This window comes from Georgenia satyanarayanai, from assembly GCF_900116375.1.
In the GTDB taxonomy this organism is placed as follows: Bacteria; Actinomycetota; Actinomycetes; order Actinomycetales; family Actinomycetaceae; genus Oceanitalea; species Oceanitalea nanhaiensis.
Map to the genome: position 1 here is coordinate 96,986 of NZ_UETB01000011.1, position 18,124 is coordinate 115,109.

General features: G+C 72.7%; 13 protein-coding genes and 2 pseudogenes. 14 read left to right on the forward strand and 1 reads right to left on the reverse strand.

The genetic code is table 11. From position 1 onward, the window contains the following. Positions 1-211: 211 nt before the first annotated feature. Positions 212-2,914, reverse strand: coding sequence for an alpha/beta hydrolase-fold protein (locus DSZ44_RS13685; protein WP_146237560.1), 2,703 nt, complete (start codon positions 2,912-2,914; stop codon positions 212-214). 424 nt (positions 2,915-3,338) lie between these two features. On the opposite strand from DSZ44_RS13685, the gene DSZ44_RS13690 reads away from it, so the two are divergent. The 14 genes and pseudogenes from DSZ44_RS13690 to DSZ44_RS13755 all read left to right on the forward strand — a co-directional run. After that, positions 3,339-4,328: a carbohydrate ABC transporter permease gene (locus DSZ44_RS13690; protein WP_110853187.1), complete on the forward strand. Its 990-nt coding sequence runs from the start codon at positions 3,339-3,341 to the stop codon at positions 4,326-4,328. Further along, positions 4,325-5,191, forward strand: coding sequence for a carbohydrate ABC transporter permease (locus tag DSZ44_RS13695; protein WP_110853188.1), 867 nt, complete (start codon positions 4,325-4,327; stop codon positions 5,189-5,191). The genes DSZ44_RS13690 and DSZ44_RS13695 overlap by 4 nt, the downstream gene beginning before the upstream one ends. A gap of 21 nt (positions 5,192-5,212) precedes the next feature. Continuing rightward, the gene (locus tag DSZ44_RS13700) at positions 5,213-6,547 is read left to right on the forward strand and encodes an ABC transporter substrate-binding protein (protein WP_110853189.1); all 1,335 of its coding nucleotides are present in this window, start codon (positions 5,213-5,215) and stop codon (positions 6,545-6,547) included. 57 nt (positions 6,548-6,604) lie between these two features. Further along, positions 6,605-8,134, forward strand: coding sequence for an arabinosylfuranosidase ArfA (gene arfA, locus DSZ44_RS13705; RefSeq protein WP_110853190.1), 1,530 nt, complete (start codon positions 6,605-6,607; stop codon positions 8,132-8,134). Then, entirely contained in the window at positions 8,131-10,440 is a 2,310-nt protein-coding gene (locus tag DSZ44_RS13710) for a beta-xylosidase/alpha-l-arabinosidase (RefSeq protein WP_220035200.1), read from the forward strand. The genes arfA and DSZ44_RS13710 overlap by 4 nt, the downstream gene beginning before the upstream one ends. After that, positions 10,437-11,378: a sugar phosphate isomerase/epimerase family protein gene (locus DSZ44_RS13715; RefSeq protein WP_110853191.1), complete on the forward strand. Its 942-nt coding sequence runs from the start codon at positions 10,437-10,439 to the stop codon at positions 11,376-11,378. The genes DSZ44_RS13710 and DSZ44_RS13715 overlap by 4 nt, the downstream gene beginning before the upstream one ends. Next, on the forward strand, positions 11,375-12,277 hold the full coding sequence (locus DSZ44_RS13720; RefSeq protein WP_110853192.1) for an NAD(P)-dependent oxidoreductase: 903 nt from the start codon (positions 11,375-11,377) through the stop codon (positions 12,275-12,277). The genes DSZ44_RS13715 and DSZ44_RS13720 overlap by 4 nt, the downstream gene beginning before the upstream one ends. Next, positions 12,274-14,013, forward strand: coding sequence for a dihydroxyacetone kinase family protein (locus DSZ44_RS13725; protein WP_110853193.1), 1,740 nt, complete (start codon positions 12,274-12,276; stop codon positions 14,011-14,013). The genes DSZ44_RS13720 and DSZ44_RS13725 overlap by 4 nt, the downstream gene beginning before the upstream one ends. A 6-nt stretch (positions 14,014-14,019) precedes the next feature. Continuing rightward, on the forward strand, positions 14,020-14,475 hold the full coding sequence (locus DSZ44_RS13730; RefSeq protein WP_110853194.1) for a ribose-5-phosphate isomerase: 456 nt from the start codon (positions 14,020-14,022) through the stop codon (positions 14,473-14,475). Positions 14,476-14,563: 88 nt separating this feature from the next. Then, positions 14,564-15,378 (forward strand): annotated as a pseudogene (locus DSZ44_RS13735) (DUF4397 domain-containing protein). Between the two features lie 322 nt (positions 15,379-15,700). After that, positions 15,701-16,069 (forward strand): annotated as a pseudogene (locus tag DSZ44_RS19095) (class F sortase); the annotation flags it as partial. A 26-nt stretch (positions 16,070-16,095) separates the two neighbouring features. Beyond that, positions 16,096-16,629, forward strand: coding sequence for an RNA polymerase sigma factor (locus tag DSZ44_RS13745; protein ID WP_110853196.1), 534 nt, complete (start codon positions 16,096-16,098; stop codon positions 16,627-16,629). Continuing rightward, positions 16,616-17,359, forward strand: a complete 744-nt coding sequence (locus tag DSZ44_RS13750) for an anti-sigma factor (protein ID WP_110853197.1) — start codon at positions 16,616-16,618, stop codon at positions 17,357-17,359. The genes DSZ44_RS13745 and DSZ44_RS13750 overlap by 14 nt, the downstream gene beginning before the upstream one ends. Before the next feature lie 138 nt (positions 17,360-17,497). Next, positions 17,498-18,124, forward strand: a 627-nt coding sequence (locus tag DSZ44_RS13755) for a phosphate ABC transporter substrate-binding protein PstS (RefSeq protein WP_258369514.1), incomplete at its 3' end; no start/stop codon positions are given.

Below are 18,124 nucleotides of genomic sequence, written 5' to 3' on the forward strand. Positions count from 1 at the left end.
GACGACGTGGTCCTGGAGCCGTTGCCGCCCCTACGGCGTGGCGGCTGTAGGTGGCGTCGACTATGCCTGCCGTCCCGCGGGGATGTCCACCTGGCGGCGTCCCGCCGCGGCGACGGCCGCGCCGGCCCAGGTCCGGACGAGCGCCGTCGACCGGGGCTCCGAGGGCGCAGCCGGCCGGCCAGGCCGGCCGGCTGCGCCGGGTCGGGTGCCGTCAGTCCACGGGGAACAGGGAGACGTACACGCTGCTGGTGTAGGCACCCGGCTCGGTGTCCACGGGGGTGTCGAGCACGAGCGCGGCACCGAGGGTGGTGGAACCGTGGCGGCCCTCGCGGTCGGCGGACGCGAGCGTCGCCGCCGCCGCGAGCCCGGGACCGTCGTCGAGGGACGTGGCCACCCGGCTGCCGGCCGTCACGCCGGGCCTCGGGGTGAGCACGGAGGGCACCCACCCGAGGTGGTCTGCCGTGATGGAGCGTCCGCCGGAGGTGAACGAGTCCGCCTGCCCGGTGACGGACCAGCCGCCCACGCCGGCCTGCTGCGCGGTGCGGGAGTCGCTCACCGTGATGTCGGGGAGCGCACCCGTCAGGCGCAGCCGGTCACCGCGGTGGTCCGGCTCCGAGAGCCCGACGGCGTCGCCGTAGTCGCCCACGGTGAGGGCCAGGACGCCGTCCTCCCGCTCGGGGATCTCCGCCTCGACGGGGATCCCGGCGCTGGTGTCCGCGGCGAAGAGGCGGGGCAGGAAGTCGATGAGGGACTTCTGCCACACGTCCCAGCTGTGCGGGCCGGGGATGATCGAGGCGAACTCGTGGTCGATGCCCCGCTCGGTGAGCCCGGCGATCATCCCGAGGGTGGCCTGGTAGGTGAAGTCCTGGATGTCACCGCTGTAGACGCGCAGGAGCGTCGTGCCCGCGTTGATGGCCTCGACGTCGGCGTCCGCCGGCGGCGCGCTGAACGCGGAGAAGGCGCCGATGTAGGCGAACTCGCCCGGGTGGGTGTACAGCGTCGACATCGCGTGCCCGGACCCCATCGAGAGCCCCGCCAGGGCGCGGTCCTCGGGGTCGGAGCTCACGTGGTATTCGGACTCGACCGCCGGGACGAGACGCTGGAGGATCTCGTTGGGGTAGTTGACGCCGTTGCCGTTGGCCATGACGACGACCATCGGGACGATGGTGCCCTTGCGGTAGTGGTTGTCGAGGATCTGGGGGGCGAAGCCGACCTCGACCCAGTCCGCCCACGTCTGGCCGCCTCCGTGCTGGAGGAAGAAGACCGGGTAGGGCTCCTCGCGGCCGGGGTCGTAGTCCGGCGGGGTCCAGACGTAGGCCGAGCGCTCCTGCTCACCGGCGGTGCTCGTGTACGTCATGACCTCGACGTCGCCGCGCTGGTCGGCGGGGACGTTGCCGGTGTACTCGCCGCGGATGCCGTCACCCGGCACGTAGAAGGTGCTCCAGTTCGGCTCCGAGACGACGCTCGTCGGGTTCGCGGTGTCCTTGTGGTCCACGCCGTCGACGATGAGCTTGTAGTAGTACGAGCCACCCTCGAGGGGGCCGAGGGTCAGACGCCAGCGGTCCCCGTGCTTGACGAGCGGGATGCGCAACCAGTTGCCCTGCGCGCCCCAGTTCGCCCAGATCCGCACGTCCTTCGCGTCGGCGAACTCGGTGCCCGTCTCGAAGGTGACGATGCCGTTCTCGTCGATCCAGGGTGTGGGCGTCGTGCCCGGCTCCGGCAGGGAGTGCAGCCCGTCGACGGGGAGGTGGCCCTCGCTCGGGCCGTCGTCCGCGACGTCCTGGAAGAGCCGGGGCGCGAAGTCGTGCAGGTTCTGCTGCCACGTGTCCCAGGTGCCGCCGCTCCCCGGCGTGACGCCGTCGAACTGGTGGTCGACGCCGGCGGCGTCGAGCTTGTCGAGGAGACTGACCGTCCGGTTGTAGGCCGGGTCGGTCGTGTTGCCGACGTACAGGCGCAGGAGGTCGGTGCTCTCGTTGACCTGCTCGGCCTTGCGGGCGCTGATGCTGCTCACCAGGCTGCCGGACAGCGAACCCACGTGGGAGAACTCCCCGGTGTCGGTGAGCAGGAGGTTGAGGGCCTGGGACGCCCCCCGACCGATCCCGGCGATCGCCTGGTCGGCCGGGTCGTCGGACACGTTGAAGCCGTCCCGGGCGGCCGGCAGGAGGTTGTCGAGGACCTCGGCGCGAGCGTCGCCCACGGAGCCGTCGCCCATGACGACGACCATCGGCTCGATCTCGCCCTCGACGGCGAGGTTGTCGAGGATCTGGACGGCACGTCCGAGCTCGGCCCACTCGCGGTGGCTCTGGCCCTCGTCCTGCAGCAGGTACAGGACGGGGTAGGGCTCGGTGCGCTCGGCGTCGTACCCGGGCGGCGTCCACACGAGGGCGGACCGCTCGTCCTCGGTCACCGTGCTCTCGTAGCCGATCGTCTCGACCTGCCCGCCGGTGGGGACGTCGGCGAGCCACTGCGCTGACTCCCCGGGGACGAAGAAGGTGTTCCACGTCGGCTTCGACGTGACCTGCTGCGGCACGTCGGGGTTGTCGAAGCCGATGACCTCGCCGTCGACGACGGCCTCGTACTGGTAGTAGTACAGGCCGGGCTCGAGCGGGCCGATCGTCGCGTTCCACGTGCCTCCGCTGAGGCCGGTGTTGAGCTGGGCCCACGTCTTGCCGGGGCCGAAGTTGCCGGCGACGGCGACGACGTCCGGCGTCGCCTGCCCGGTCGCCTCCTGGACGGCCGCGTCGGGGATGGAGAAGCGGTGCAGGTCCTCGGCCGGTTCCCAGATCCACGGGTCCTCGGCCGCGGCGGCCCCCGAGCCGGCCGCGACGAGCCCCGCGCCGACCAGTGCGGCCGATGCCAGTGCTCCGACTCCTCTGCGGGTGCGACTACGGTGCCGCACGTCGTGATGTCTCACGGTTACTCCCAATCGGTCGATGCGTGCGTCGGTGCACGCAGTGTCGACGCGTGCGCTGCACGCGTGTGTCGCCCGGGGCCGTGCGCCAGGTACGGCGCTGAGGCGCCAAGCTGGAGAGGGCCACGTGTCATTCGGCAACCGTGGGTGTCGGCCGATCTACAACGTCGTAAATTGCCCCCGCGACACAGGATGGTGGCGGTCACATCCCCGTGTCAAGGGTCTTGACAGGCTCGGGTGTGACCGGCAGCATTTCGGCAACACAGTTCTACAACGTCGTAAAAGGCCTGGTGACGGACCTGCAACGTCGTAGACACGGAAATGGCCACCTCACAGGGGAGGACGGCGGGATGACGACGATCGTCAGCACGGGCGGCGAGGTGGTACGCACGTACCAGCGGGTCGCTGGACCGGGCGCGGGTGCTGCATGAGCACCGACACGACCAGCACGGCGCCGGCGGCGCCGCCGGTGAGCCGGGCTGCGGTGGTCCCGCCGCGACCACGCGGGCTGGCCGGCCTCAAGCGCCTGCTGTACTCGCAGAAGCTGGCGCCCTACTTCTTCATCGCCCCGTTCGTCATCACCCTGGCGGTGTTCTGGACGGTGCCGCTCGTGCGGGCGTTCACGCTGAGCACGCAGGAGGTGCTGTACGGGGACACCACCTTCGTCGGCGCCGACAACTACCGGCGCCTCCTCGGGGACCGCGTCTTCTGGCAGGCCATGTACAACAGCGTGCGGTACATGGTGCTCACGCTCGTCCTGCTCATCCCGATCCCGATGGTGCTGGCAGCGGTCATCAACTCCAGGATCGGCAGTCCTCGGGTCAAGTCGTTCTTCAAGGCCTCGATGTTCGTCCCTGCACTGACCTCCGTCGTCGTCGCCGGCATCATCTTCCGGCTCATGTTCGCGGAGACCGGGACCGGTCTGATGAACCAGGTCATCGGCTTCTTCGGCCTCGGGCCGGTGCGGTGGCTGCGAGAGGACATTCCCGGCCTCGTCGCCCTCCTGTCGCTCGCGATGTGGCGGTACACCGGCGTCAACGTCATGTACTTCCTCGCCGGGATGCAGTCGATCCCCACGGAGTACTACGAGGCCGCGTCGATCGACGGCGCCAACAAGGTCCAGCAGTTCTTCCGGATCACCGTCCCGAACCTCAAGCCCACCCTCGTCTACGTCACGACGATCAGCATCTACGGCGGCCTGGCGATGTTCCTCGAGAGCTTCATGCTCTACGCCGGCAACGGCTCCCCGAACAACCAGGGCCTGACGGTCGTCGGATACCTCTACCGGCGCGGCATCGAGGAGAACGACATCGGCTTCGCCTCCGCCGTCGGGGTCGTGCTCCTCGTCGTCATCATGGCGATCAACATGACGAACCTGACGCTGTCCGGCGTGTTCCGCAAGGAGCGGGTCCGATGAGTGCACCGGCTCGGCGCAGAGAGAAGCACCCGCTCCCCAGGGGCCTGTACCGGACGATCCAGACGCTCTTCCTCGTCACCCTGGCCGTCATCGTCCTCGTCCCTCTCGTCGCCATCTTCGTGGGGACGTTCCAGGACGGCAACGAGGTCATCCGCAAGGGCATCACCTTCAGCATCGACGTCAGCTCCCTGTCGCTCGACAACTACGTCATGCTCCTCACCGACTCCGGCGGGTACTTCCGCTGGTTCCTCAACAGCCTCGTGCTCACCGTCGTGCAGGTCGTCGGGACGCTGCTCGTCAGCTCCTTCGTGGCGTACGGCTTCGCCATGTACGACTTCCGGGGCAAGAACGTCGGCTTCGTCGCCGTCCTGCTCCTCATGACGGTGCCGTTCGAGATCATGATGCTCCCGCTGTACATCCTCGTGAACGACGTCGGGCTCGTCGACAGCTACGCCGTCGTCGTCATCCCCTTCCTCGCTGCCGCGGTGACGATCTTCTTCTTCCGTCAGTACTTCCTCGGGATCCCTCACGAGCTGCTCGAGGCGGGGCGCGTGGACGGCGTGACGGAGTTCGGGATCTTCTTCCGCCTCGTGCTGCCGATCGCGCGGCCGGCATTCGCGGCGATGGCGATCCTCAACGGGATGATCGTGTGGAACAACTTCCTGTGGCCGCTCCTGGTGCTGCGCTCGCCGGAGAAGTTCACCCTGCCGATCGGCCTCAACACCCTGCTCACACCGCACGGGAACAACTACGAGCTGCTGATCATCGGCGCCTTCGTCTCGGTGCTCCCGATCCTCGTGCTCTTCATCCTCTTCCAGCGGTTCTTCATCGCTGGGATGACAGCCGGAGCCCTCAAGGGCTGACCCAACACAAGGAGTCATGACATGACCACACGACAGAGTCTGCGGACGGTGGCCGCTGCGGGCCTCGCCGGCATGATGCTCGCCGCCTGCGGTGGCGGTGGTGACGGGGACACCGAGGGCGCGGACGTCGGCGACGGACCGGTTCCCCTCGAGATGTGGGTCTTCGCCGAGCTGCACGGCACCTACTACGAGGAGATGGCCGAGCGGTGGAACGAGGAGAACCCCGACCGGCAGATCGACCTCGACATCACCGTCTACCCCTACCAGGACATGCACAACAACCTGCAGCTGGCGGTCAACTCCGGCTCGGGGCTGCCCGACGTCGTCGACATCGAGGTGAGCAAGTTCTCCAACTTCGTGCGCGGCTCCAACCCGCCGCTGGCCGACCTCACCGCCGCCGCCGACCCGTACGCCGGGGACGTCGTGCAGGCACGGCTCGACCTCTACAGCCGTGACGGGGTGGTCTACGGCTTCCCCACGCACGTCGGCGCGATGGTCGCGTTCTACAACACCGAGCTGCTCGAGGGCGCCGGCATCGACTACACGACGATCGAGACGTGGGAGGACTTCGAGGAGGCGGGCGCGTCCTACAGCGAGAGCACCGGCAAGAGCTTCGGCGTGGCGCCCACCGAGGTCTCCTTCGTCTCCTCGCTCGCCCTGTCCCAGGTGGGTGGCAACCTCTTCGACGAGAACGGGGAGGTCGCCGTCGACAGCCCCGAGGTGACCGAGGCGCTCGAGCTGCTCAGCGGCCTCCAGGAGGCCGGGGCGACCTCGACGATCCCCGGCGGGAGCCCGGACACCGAGGAGGCCTTCGGCGTCATCAACGACGGCGAGTACGCCGCCATCGTCTACCCCGCCTGGTACACCTCGCGCTTCGTCGACTACATGCCCGACCTCGCCGGCAAGATCGCGATCGCCCCGGCCCCCGTCCTCGAGGGCGGCGAGGTCGCGACCATCGGCGGCGGTGGGACGGGCACCTCGGTGCTCGCCGACTCCCCGCACGCCGAGATCGCCGCCGACTGGCTCGCCTTCGCCAAGCTCTCCCCCGAGGCGAACGTCGCCGTGTGGGAGACACTCGGGTTCGACCCGGTGAGCATGGCGGTCTGGGAGGACGAGGAGGTCACCCGCGACGAGGACAACAAGTTCAACCAGTACTTCCAGACGAACCTCTTCGACGTCCTCCTCGAGGTCCGCGACGACATCGGCCACTTCGAGGGCTTCACCCACCCCGACTTCCCGACCGTCGACAGCATGTTCACCACCGTCACCCTCACGGAGATCTTCGAGAACGGCGTCCCCGTCGCGGACGCCCTCGCCCAGGCGCAGAGCGACCTGGAGAACCAGCTCGGCCGGTGACCCCGGCCGACGTCCACCACCCCCATCGAACGGAGCAAGGAATGAGAGTCACCGGGCATGCCCGCACCGCGACGACCGGAGGGCCGGCTCGTGCTCGACGCACACGTTAAGTTCCACGGCGACGACGTCGTCGCGCCCGTCAACCGTCGCCTCTTCGGCTCCTTCGCCGAGCACATGGGGCGCTGCGTCTACACGGGCATCTACGAGCCGGGCCACCCGGAGGCGGACGAGAACGGCTTCCGCCGGGACGTGCTCGCGCTCGTGCGGGAGATGGGGGTGTCGATGGTGCGGTACCCGGGCGGCAACTTCGTGTCCGGGTACCGCTGGGAGGACGGGGTGGGGCCGGTCGAGGAGCGCCCCCGCCGCCTCGACCTCGCGTGGCGCTCGACGGAGACCAACGCCTTCGGTCTCAACGAGTTCATGGCGTGGGCGCGGGTGGCCGAGGTCGAGCCGATGATGGCCGTCAACCTCGGTACCCGAGGGATCGCGGAGGCGCTCGACCTGCTCGAGTACGCCAACCACCCCGCGGGCACCGAGCTGTCCGACCGGCGCGTCGCGCACGGGGTGGCCGAGCCGCACGGCATCCGGCTCTGGTGCCTGGGCAACGAGATGGACGGACCCTGGCAGCTGGGTCACAAGACGGCCGAGGAGTACGGCCGGCTCGCCGCCGAGACGGCCCGTGCCATGCGCCAGCTCGACCCGGACCTCGAGCTCGTCGCGTGCGGCAGCTCGGGCCGCGGCATGGCGACCTTCGGGGCCTGGGAGGCGACGGTCCTCGAGCACACCTACGAGCTCGTCGACTTCATCTCGGCACATGCGTACTACCAGCGGGTGGGGGACGACGACGCGAGCTTCCTCGCCTCGTCGGTCGACATGGCGCGGTTCATCGACGACGTCACCTCCACGGCCGACCACGTCGGGGCGCGGCTGAACTCGTCGAAGAAGATCACCATCTCCTTCGACGAGTGGAACGTCTGGTACCAGCGTGAGCTGGAGATCCCGCCCGGCTGGCCGGAGGCGCCCGCGCTGAGCGAGGACGACTACACGGTGGTCGACGCCGTCGTCGTCGGGTCCCTGCTCATCACCCTGCTCGGGCACGCCGACCGGGTGACCGCGGCCTGCCAGGCGCAGCTGGTCAACACGATCAGCCCGATCCGCGCCGAGGCCGGGGGTCCGGCCTGGCGGCAGGCCACCTTCCACCCCTTCGCCGAGACGGCACGTCACGCCCGTGGCCGCGTGCTGCGGCCCCGCACCACCGTCCCCACCATGGCGACCGAGCGGTACGGGCAGGTCCCCGTCGTGGACTGCGTCGCCACCCACGACGCCGACGCCGGGACGGTGGCGGTCTTCGCGGTCAACCGCAGCCCCGACCAGCCGGTGACCGTGCACGTCGACATCGCCGAGCTGTCCCCGGCGGGTGCGGTCGACGCCGTCGTCCTGCACGACGACGACCTCACCGCGGCCAACAGCGCCGACCACCCCGACCGCGTCCGCCCCCAGCCCCTGGCCGCGGACCTCGAGGAGGGGGTGCTCCACCTGACGCTGCCGCCGGCGTCGTGGGCCCGCGCACTGGTCGGGCCGGCATGACCGGGCAGCAGGGGACGGTCGCGCCCGGCACGCTCACCGACGCCGAGCTCCTCGCGGCCATGACCCTGGAGGAGAAGCTCGCCCAGCTCGTCGGGCTGTGGGAGGGCCGCGGGGGCGACGGCGGTGGTGAGGTCGCGCCGATGCAGGACGCCATGCAGTCCGACGTCGACCGGCTCGAGGACTTCGCCGCCCACGGGCTCGGGCACCTCACGCGGGTCTTCGGCACGCGGCCGGTCGACCCGGTGGAGCAGGCGCGGGCGCTGGCGGAGAAGCAGCGGTGGCTGCGCACCCGCACCCGGCTCGGCATCCCCGCGCTCGTCCACGAGGAGTGCCTCACCGGCCTCGCCACGTGGCAGGCGACGACCTTCCCCGCCCCGCCCGCGTGGGGCGCGACCTTCGACGGTGCGCTCGTCGAGGAGATGGGCCGGGCCATCGGGGGGACGATGCGGGCGCTCGGGGTCCACCAGGGCCTGGCACCGGTCCTGGACGTCGTCCGCGACGCGCGCTGGGGACGGGTCGAGGAGTGCCTCGCGGAGGACCCGTCCCTCGTCGGTGAGCTCGGCACGGCGTACGTCCGCGGCCTGCAGGAGGCGGGCGTGGTCGCGACCCTCAAGCACTTCGTCGGCTACTCGGCGTCCCGGGCGGGCCGCAACCTCGCCCCCGTGCACGCCGGGCCGCGCGAGGTGGCCGACGTGCTCCTGCCGCCCTTCGAGATGGCGGTGCGCGACGGCGGTGCCGGCTCGGTGATGAGCTCCTACAACGAGATCGACGGGGTGCCCGTCACGGGGGACGCCGCTCTGCTCACCGGTCTGCTCCGCGAGCAGTGGGGCTTCCCCGGGACCGTCGTCGCCGACTACTTCGGCGTCGCCTTCCTCCACACGCTGCACGGCTCCGCGGCCGACCTCGGCGACGCCGCCGCGCAGGCGCTCGTCGCCGGTGTGGACGTCGAGCTGCCCACCGGCGCCGGCTACGTCGGGCCGCTGGCCGGGCTGGTGCGCTCGGGCGCGGTCGAGGAGCGGTACGTGGACCGCGCGGTGCTCCGCGTCCTGCGGCAGAAGCGGGAGCTGGGCCTCCTCGACGAGGACGCCGGTTCCACGCCCCCGGCCGAGGTGGACCTCGACCCGCCGGCCAGCCGCGACATCGCCTCACGGCTCGCCGAGGAGTCGGTCGTCCTCGTCGCCAACGGCGGCGCCCTGCCGCTGGGCGACGGGACCGTCGCGCTGGTGGGGCCCAACGCGGACTCCCAGCACGCGCTCTTCGGGTGCTACAGCTTCGCCAACCACGTGCTGGCCCGGCACCCGGAAGCGGAGCTCGGGCTCGACGTCGCGACCGTCCGCGACGCTCTCGTCGCCGAGCTCGGGGCGGACCGGGTGCGCTACGCCCGTGGCTGCGACGTCCGGGAGGAGGACACGGGCGGCTTCGCCGAGGCGCTCGCGACCGCCGAGAAGGCCGACGTCGTCGTCGCCGTCATGGGGGACCTCGCCGGGATGTTCGGTCGCGGCACCTCCGGTGAGGGGTGCGACGTCGACTCCCTCGAGCTGCCCGGCGTCCAGCGACACCTCCTCGAGGCGCTCCTCGACCTCGGCAAGCCCGTCGTCCTCGTGCTGGTGACCGGACGGCCCTACGCCGTCGGCTGGGCCGCCGAGCGGTGCGCGGCGGTCGTCCAGTCCTTCTTCCCCGGGCAGGAGGGCGCGCGGGCCCTGGCGGGTGTGCTCTCCGGGCGGGTCAACCCGTCCGGCCGGCTCCCGGTCTCGCTGCCGGCCTCGCCCGGCAGCCAGCCCTACAGCTACCTGCACCCGCCGCTCGGTGGGCCGAGCTCGGTGAGCAACCTCGACACGCGCCCGGTCGCCGCCTTCGGCCACGGGCTGTCCTACACCTCCTTCGAGCACAGCGACTTCCACCTCGTCGAGGAGCAGGTCCGGACGGACGGCACCGTGACCGCCCGCGTGACGGTGCGCAACGTCGGGGACCGCTCGGGAGCCGACGTCGTCCAGGTCTACGCCCGCACGAGGGCGCGGGGCACCACCCGCCCCACCGTCCAGCTCCTCGGCTTCGCACGCGTCCCCCTCGAGGCGGGCGCCGCGGCGCAGGTGGAGCTGCGGGTGCCGGCCGTGCGGCTGGCGTGGACCGGCGCGGACCTGCGTCGTGCCGTCCGCCCGGGGGAGGTCACCGTGTCGCTCGGCCGGTCCTGCGCCGAGCTGCTCGAGAGCCGCACGCTCACGCTCACCGGCGAGGTGTCCGACCCCGCCGCGGCCGGCACCCGTCTCATGTCCGTCACCGTCACGCCCGAGGAGGGCCGCCGATGAGCGCGCACCGACCGTCGCCCGAGTCCTGGCCCGTCGTGGCCGCGATGCTGCCCTTCCCCGAGTCCCACGACAGTCCGGCACCGGTGTGGCGGGGCCAGCTCGCCGAGGTCGCCGCTGAGGGGTTCAGCGGTGTCGACCTCACCGACTCCTGGCTGCGCGTGGGCGATCTCGACAGCGCCCGGCTGGCGGAGCTGTCCGGCGTGCTCGACGACGCCGCCCTCCGGCCGGAGGCGGTCTCGGCCATCCGCCGGAGCGTCATCGACCCCGAGACCGGCGCCGAGAACCTCGCCTACTCCCACCGGACCATCGACGCGGCCGCCGAGCTCGGCTGCTCGGTGGTGAGTGTCGGGCTGCACCGCCCGCTCACCGCGGCGCAGCGGGCGGCCCTGTGGTTCTGGACCGTCGACGGGCCCCGGGACGACGACACCGCCGAGACCTGGGAGCTGGCCGTGGGGCGTCTGCGCGAGCTCGGCGAGCACGCCGCGTCCGTCGGTCTGGCGCTCTCCCTGGAGATGTACGAGGACACCCTCCTCGGCTCCTCGCACTCTGCGGTCCGACTCCTCGAGGACATCGACCACCCCGCCGTCGGCCTCAACCCCGACCTCGGCAACCTCTACCGGCTCCACCGGGAGGTCGAGCCCTTCCTCGAGGCGGCGGCCCGGTGCCTGCCCGTGTCCAACTACTGGCACGTCAAGAGCTACTTCCGCAGCACGGACCCGCTGACCGGCGGGACGCACACCGTCCCCGCACCGATGTACGCCGGGTCGATGAACTACCGGGCCGCCTTCCGCACCGCCGTCGAGGTGGGCTTCACCGGGCCGGTCTGCGTGGAGCACTACGGCGGGGACGGCCTCGCCGTCATGGCGGAGAACCACCGCTACGTCCGCCGTCTCCTCGCCGCCGTCACCGGCGGGCGCGTGAGCGGGCACGGGCGATGAGCGGGCTCGACGTCGCCGTCCTCGGGCTCGGCGCGATGGGCCTGCCCATGGCCGCCCGCCTCGACGAGGAGCACCGGGTGACCGGCTTCGACGTGAGCGCGGAGCGGCTGCGCCTCGCCCGGGAGGCCGGGGTGCGGCCCGCACGCTCGCCCGGCGAGTGCGTCGCCGACGCGGACGCCGTGCTCGTCAGCGTGCGGCACGCCGGGCAGCTCGAGGACACCCTGTTCGGGGCGGGCGGCGCGGTCGGACGCCTGCGCCCGGGCTGCGTCGTCGTGCTGACCTCCACGGTCGGCGCCGACGTCGTCGAGGCCGTCACACGCCGCCTCGAGGAGCACGAGGTGCTCCTCGTCGACGCACCGGTGAGCGGGGGACCCGTCCGCGCCGGTGCCGGGGACCTGCTCGTCGTCGTCGGTGCGAGCGACCACGCGCTCGCGAGGTCGCGCCCCGTGCTCGACGCGCTGGCGTCCTCGGTCGTCGTCGTCGGTCCCCGCGAGGGCGACGGCCAGCGGCTCAAGACCGTCAACCAGCTCCTGTGCGGCATCCACACGGCCGCGGCCGCGGAGGCGCTCGCGCTCGCGCACGCGCTCGGCCTGGACCTCGACCAGACGATCGACGTGCTCGGGCGCGGCGCCGCGGCGTCCTTCATGCTGGCCGACCGCGGCCCGCGCATGGCCCAGCAGCTCCACGGGACGGACCCGCCGCTGCGCTCGCGGCTCGACGTCATCGCCAAGGACATGGGGATCGTCTCCCGGCTGGCCCACGAGCTCGGGGTCGCCACACCGGTCGCCGCGGCGGCCGACCAGCTCTACCGGCTGGCCGAGGCCGCCGGCATGGGCGCCGCCGACGACTCCGTGACCACGACGCTGCTCTCGGCACGAGGCCCCGAGGAGGGACCATGACCATCCTGCACGACGACCCCGCCGACTTCGCCGAGGACGCCCTGCGCGGCTTCGTCGACGCGCACGCCGCGACGGTGAGACGGGTGCCCGGCGGCGTCGTCCGCCGCCGCCCCGGCCCGCCGGGCAAGGTCGCCGTCGTCGTCGGGGGCGGCTCGGGGCACTACCCCGCCTTCTGCGGGCTCGTGGGGGAGGGGCTGGCCGACGGCGCGGTGGTCGGCAACGTCTTCACCTCCCCCTCGGCGGCCGACGCCGCCGAGGTGGGCCGGCAGGCCCATCGCGGCGGTGGGGTCCTCATGCTCACCGGCAACTACGCCGGTGACGTCATGAACTTCACGACGGCGTGCGACCAGCTGCGCGCCGAGGGGGTCGACGCGCGCTACCTCGTGGTCACCGACGACCTCGCCAGCGCCCCCGCCGGCGAGGAGGACCGGCGCCGCGGCATCGCCGGTGACCTCGTCGTCTTCAAGGTCGCGGCCGCCGCCGCGGAGCGTGGCGAGCCCCTCGACGCCGTGGAGGGGTTCGCCCGCCACGCCAACGAGCGCACCCGCACGCTCGGGGTCGCCTTCGACGGCTGCACGCTGCCGGGCCAGGGCAGCGCGTTGTTCACCGTGCCCGAGGGACGGATGGGCATCGGGGTGGGGATCCACGGCGAACCGGGGATCGGCGAGGTCGAGCTGCCCAGCGCCCACGGCCTGGCCCGGCTCCTCGTCGAGCGGGTGCTCGCCGAGGCGCCCGAGCACCCCACCGACCGGGTGGCCGCCGTGCTCAACGGGCTGGGCCGGACGAAGTACGAGGAGCTCTTCGTCGTCTGGGCCACCGTCGCGACGCTGCTGCGCGAGGCCGGGCTGACGGTCGTGGAGCCCGAGGTGGGCGAGCTCGTCACCAGCCTCGACATGGCCGGGTGCTCGCTCACGCTCACCTGGCTGGACGACGGCCTCGAGCCGCTCTGGTCCGCCCCGGCCGCCGCCCCCGCGTACCGCAAGGGGGCGCTCGAGCGGTCCGCCGGTGGCGAGGAGGACCCAGGCCCCGAGCCGACCGAGCCGGCCGCTGCGGCCGGGCACGGGACGACCCGTGGCGAGCCGCGCCCCCGCGCCCTGCAGGTCCTCGCCGCCCTCCGGGCCGCCGCCCGGGAGGTCGCCGCCGCGGAGGACGAGCTCGGACGGCTCGACTCGGTCGCGGGGGACGGGGACCACGGGCGCGGCATGGTGCGCGGCCTGGAGGCGGCGCAGCAGGCCGCCGCTGCCGCCGTGGAGTCCGGGGTCGACGCCGGGGAGCTCCTCGTCGCCGCCGGCCGCGCATGGTCGAGCCGCGCCGGCGGGACGTCCGGGATCCTGTGGGGAGCGATGCTCGAGGCGGCCGGACGGACACTGCCCGAGGACGACGCCGCCTGGGACAGGTGGGCCACCGACCCCGTCCGCGGGGCCGCACGGGCGGTACAGGCGGCCATCGAGGCCGTCCGCCGCGTGGGTCGGGCCGGTCTGGGGGACAAGACGATGCTCGACTCGCTCGACCCCTTCCACCGCGCCCTGCGCGCCGACCCGAGCGTCGACCTGGTGGCGGCGTGGCCGCGGGCCGCCGAGGCCGCTCGCGCGGCGGCCACCGCGACGTCGGAGCTGCGACCGCGCACGGGCCGGGCCCGGCCGCTCGCGGACAGGAGCGTGGGGCACGCGGACCCGGGGGCCACCTCCCTCGCCCTCGTCGTGCGCGCCGTCGTCCCCGCACGGGTGCGGGACTGAGGCGTCATGGACGGGCTGAGGATCGTCGTGGGCAGCGACGACGCGGGGCTGCAGTACAAGGAGGTGCTCCGCGAGCTCCTCGAGGCGGACGAGCGCGTGGCCGCCGTCATCGACGTCGGGGTCGCGGCGGGGGAGGAGACCGCGTACCCGGACGTCGCGGTGGACGCGGCACGCCGGGTGGCAGCAGGCGAGGCCGACCGGGCGCTCCTCGTGTGCGGCACCGGGCTGGGCGTGGCGATCGCCGCGAACAAGGTGGCGGGCGTGCGCGCGGTGACCGCGCACGACAGCTACTCGGTGGAGCGTGCCGTGCTCTCCAACGACGCGCAGGTGCTGTGCCTGGGGCAGCGCGTGATCGGCGTCGAGCTCGCCCGCCGGCTCGTGCGCGAGTGGGTCGGCCACCACTTCGACCCGTCCTCGCCCTCGGCGCGCAAGGTGGCTCGGATCGTCCACTACGACCACTGAGAAAAATTGCTCCGCGCACGGTGCATCCGGATCGGGGGGTGGTGACGAATACCTGGTGTCAGCACCACCACCGACACTGGAGGACACCATGAGCACCACCCGTCGCGCAGGGATCGGCGCCACCGCCGGCATCGCCCTGCTCGCTCTCGCCGCTCCCGCCTCGGCCGCCACCGACGACGCCGCGATGCTGTCCGTTCTGCACGGCGTCCCGGACCTCACCGTGGACGTCTGGGTCAACGGGGAGCGCACCCTGGACGACTTCGAGCCCGCCGACCTCGCGGGCCCGCTCGAGCTGCCCGCCGGCACCTACTCCGTCGCGATCACCGCCGCGGACGCCGAGGACGACAGCGAGCCCGTGCTCGGGCCGCTCGACCTGCCGCTCGAGGCCGGGGGCAGCTACACCGCCGTCGCCCACCTCGACGCGGACGGCGCACCCACCGCCTCCTTCTTCACCAACGACACCTCCGAGACCGCCGCCGGTGAGGGCCGCCTCACCGTCCGTCACACCGCAGCCGCCCCGAGGTCGACGTCCTCGCCGGCGGGGAGGCCGTCATCAGTGGTCTGGCCAACGGCGCGGAGGAGAGCCTGGACCTGCCTGCCGGCACCGTCCCGGCGGCCGTCGCGGCCGCCGGCACCACCGAGCCGGTCATCGGCCCGGTCGACGTCCCGGTCGAGGAGGGCTCCAGCACCATCGTCTACGCCTGGGGCAGCCTCGAGGACGGCACCCTCGACGTCGCGACCCAGACGATCACCGGCCTCCACTCCGCACCCGCGGGCGTGCCCACCGGCCTCGTCCCCGTGGACGAGCCCACCGTGCCCGCCGCCGCCCTCGCCGTGGGCCTGGGCGCGCTGCTCCTCGCCGCCGCCGTCGGCGCCGGTCGTCTCGCCCGGACCCGGGCCTGACATGAACCGTCTCCTCGCAGCCGCAGCGGCCACCGTGCTGCTCGTCCTCGCCGGTTGCGGCGCGGACGGCGGGGAGCCCGAGCAGCCCGGGCCGGTGGTGGGAGCCCCCGCCGGCCCGGGCGCGGGGACACCGACCGGGACGCCCGCCCCAGACGACCCGGCCGGATCCCCGGCCTCCAGCCCCGCCGCCGTCCCGGACGTGCCCGTCCGATCGGCGGCGGGGCTCCCCGAGGTCCAGCCGCAGAGCGCGCCCGTCCGGGTGGTCGTCCCGGCGCTCGACGCCGACCTCCCGGTCGACGCCGTCGGGGTCGCCCCCGACGGCCAGATGGAGGTCCCCGAGGACGCCGCCCGGGCCGGGTGGTACCGCTTCGGCCCCTCCGTGGGGGCCGAGGAGGGGGCGACCGTCATCGCCGCCCACTCCGGCTCGTTCATCACCGCCTACGGCCCGCTGCGCGACCTCGTCGAGCTCGAGCCCGGTGACCTCGTCGAGGTCGCCCGCGAGGACGGGCAGGTGCTCGAGTACGTCGTCGAGTCCGCCCGCCTCGTCCCCAAGACGACGATCGACCTCTCCGAGCACTTCCGCCGCGAGGGCGAGCACCGCCTCGTCCTCATCACCTGCGACGGTGTCTGGCAGGACGACGTCCAGAGCTACACCGACAACACGGTCGTCACCGCTAGATTGGTCCCCTGACAGGGACGCGTACGGCAGAGGTGGCGATGACGGAACCCGAGGTGCTCGGTGCGCGCTTCCGCGACGGTACCGCCGACGCGGTCCGGCTCGTCTACGAGCAGTACTCCTCGATGGTCTACAGCATCGCCCTGCGCACCCTGCGGAACGTCGCCGACGCGGAGGACGTGACCCAGCAGGTCTTCGTCAGCGCGTGGCGGTCCCGCGACCGCTTCGACCCGGCCCGTGCCCCCATCGGCGCCTGGCTCTCGGGGATCACCCGAAACGCTGTCGCCGACGCCCTGCGCCGCCGGGCCCGGGACCGCTCCGACCTCGGCGAGGCGGAGGACACGCCCGGCCCCGACCGCACCGACGAGATCGTCGACCAGGTGGTCGTCGCCCAGGCGCTCACCGAGCTGGGCCCGCCCCAGCAGGACGTGCTCGAGCTCGCCTTCTTCGAGCGGCTCACGCACACCGAGATCGCCGAGAGAATGGACCTGCCCCTGGGCACCGTGAAGTCGCACATCAACCGCGGCCTGCGCCGCCTGCGCACGAGGATGGAGGGAAGTCATGCGTCACGTTGACGACGACACGCTCACCCTCGTCGCGCTCGGCGAGGTCCAGCCCGACGCCGCGGCTGCGGAGCACCTGGACGGCTGTGACCAGTGCCGCGAGGAGCTGGCCTCGCTCACCGCCGTCGTCGCCGCCGGGCGCGCCGGTGGCCCCCTCGAGGCGCCGGCCCCGGGCGTCTGGGACCGCATCGCGCAGGAGATCGCGAGCACGACGGCCGAGCCCACCGCCGCGTCCCCGTCCGCCGCCCCCGCCACGCCACCGTCCCGGCGTGGGCCCGCCGGCTCGACCCGGCCCGCAGGACGGCGCGAGCGCCCCCGCGGCCGCCTGGCCCGCGCGGCGTGGCTCGCCGCCGGTGTCGCCGCCGGTGTCGTGGGCACGCTCGTCGTGACGAACCTGCCCCCGGACGACGAGCCCGCTCCTGTCGCGCAGGCCGAGCTCGACCCGCTGCCCGGGTGGCAGGAGACCGGCTCGGCGAGCCTCGAGGAGGTCGACGGCCGCCTGCTCCTGCGCGTCGAGGTGAGCGGTGAGGAGCCGGACGGTTTCCGCGAGGTGTGGCTCCTCGACGAGGACGTCGAGCAGCTCGTCAGTGTGGGCCTGCTCGCCGGCAACGAGGGCGTCTTCGACCTCCCCGCGGGGCTCGACCTCGACGAGCTCGTCCTCGTCGACGTCTCCCGTGAGCCCTTCGACGGCGACCCCGCCCACAGCGGCGACAGCATCGTCCGGGGGCGCCTGACGACCTGAGCGACGGCCGTGACGCAATCCACACCGCATGTTCACCCGTCGTTCATCTACCGCCTGCCGGGCGGTCACCTGCGCTTCCTACCGTCAGTGACGGCCACCGGGACTCCCGGGCCCTCCGACTGACAGGATGGAATGAACGTGAAGCTTGCAGGTAGCCGCCGCCTGGCGGGAATCGCCGCCATGAGCGCCGTTGCGCTCACCCTCGCGGCCTGCGGTAACGGTGAGAGCTCCGACGCCGCCACCTCCTCCGGCTCCTCCTCCACGGACGCCGGCTCCGGGTCGGGCGAGCTCTCCGGCTCGATCGCCGGCTCGGGCGCGAGCTCCCAGGAGGCCGCCGTCCAGGGGTGGATCGCCGGGTTCATGGAGCAGAACCCCGACATCAACGTCACCTACGACCCCACCGGCTCGGGCACGGGCCGTGAGCAGTTCCTCAACGGGACCGTCCTCTTCGCCGGCTCGGACGCCGCCATGGACGAGGAGGAGCTCGCTGCGGGCGAGGAGCGCTGCTACGGCGGCGAGGTCATCGAGATGCCGCTGTACATCAGCCCCATCGCCGTCGCCTACAACCTCCCCGGCGTCGACGCGGAGAACATCAACATGGACCCGGAGACGATCGCCGGGATCTTCGCGGGCGAGGTCACCAGCTGGAACGACCCGGCCATCGCGGACGCCAACCCGGGCGTCGAGCTCCCCGACGCCGACATCATCCCGGTCAACCGCTCGGACGACTCCGGGACCACCGAGAACTTCACCGAGTACCTCTCG

Coding starts and splice junctions, on each gene's coding strand:
- arfA (WP_110853190.1), top strand. CDS start 6,605: ATGCCCGCACCGCGACGACCGGAGGGCCGGCTCGTGCTCGACGCACAC.
- DSZ44_RS13730 (WP_110853194.1), top strand. CDS start 14,020: ATGGACGGGCTGAGGATCGTCGTGGGCAGCGACGACGCGGGGCTGCAG.
- DSZ44_RS13710 (WP_220035200.1), top strand. CDS start 8,131: ATGACCGGGCAGCAGGGGACGGTCGCGCCCGGCACGCTCACCGACGCC.
- DSZ44_RS13725 (WP_110853193.1), top strand. CDS start 12,274: ATGACCATCCTGCACGACGACCCCGCCGACTTCGCCGAGGACGCCCTG.
- DSZ44_RS13715 (WP_110853191.1), top strand. CDS start 10,437: ATGAGCGCGCACCGACCGTCGCCCGAGTCCTGGCCCGTCGTGGCCGCG.
- DSZ44_RS13690 (WP_110853187.1), top strand. CDS start 3,339: ATGAGCACCGACACGACCAGCACGGCGCCGGCGGCGCCGCCGGTGAGC.
- DSZ44_RS13720 (WP_110853192.1), top strand. CDS start 11,375: ATGAGCGGGCTCGACGTCGCCGTCCTCGGGCTCGGCGCGATGGGCCTG.
- DSZ44_RS13695 (WP_110853188.1), top strand. CDS start 4,325: ATGAGTGCACCGGCTCGGCGCAGAGAGAAGCACCCGCTCCCCAGGGGC.
- DSZ44_RS13750 (WP_110853197.1), top strand. CDS start 16,616: ATGCGTCACGTTGACGACGACACGCTCACCCTCGTCGCGCTCGGCGAG.
- DSZ44_RS13700 (WP_110853189.1), top strand. CDS start 5,213: ATGACCACACGACAGAGTCTGCGGACGGTGGCCGCTGCGGGCCTCGCC.
- DSZ44_RS13745 (WP_110853196.1), top strand. CDS start 16,096: ATGACGGAACCCGAGGTGCTCGGTGCGCGCTTCCGCGACGGTACCGCC.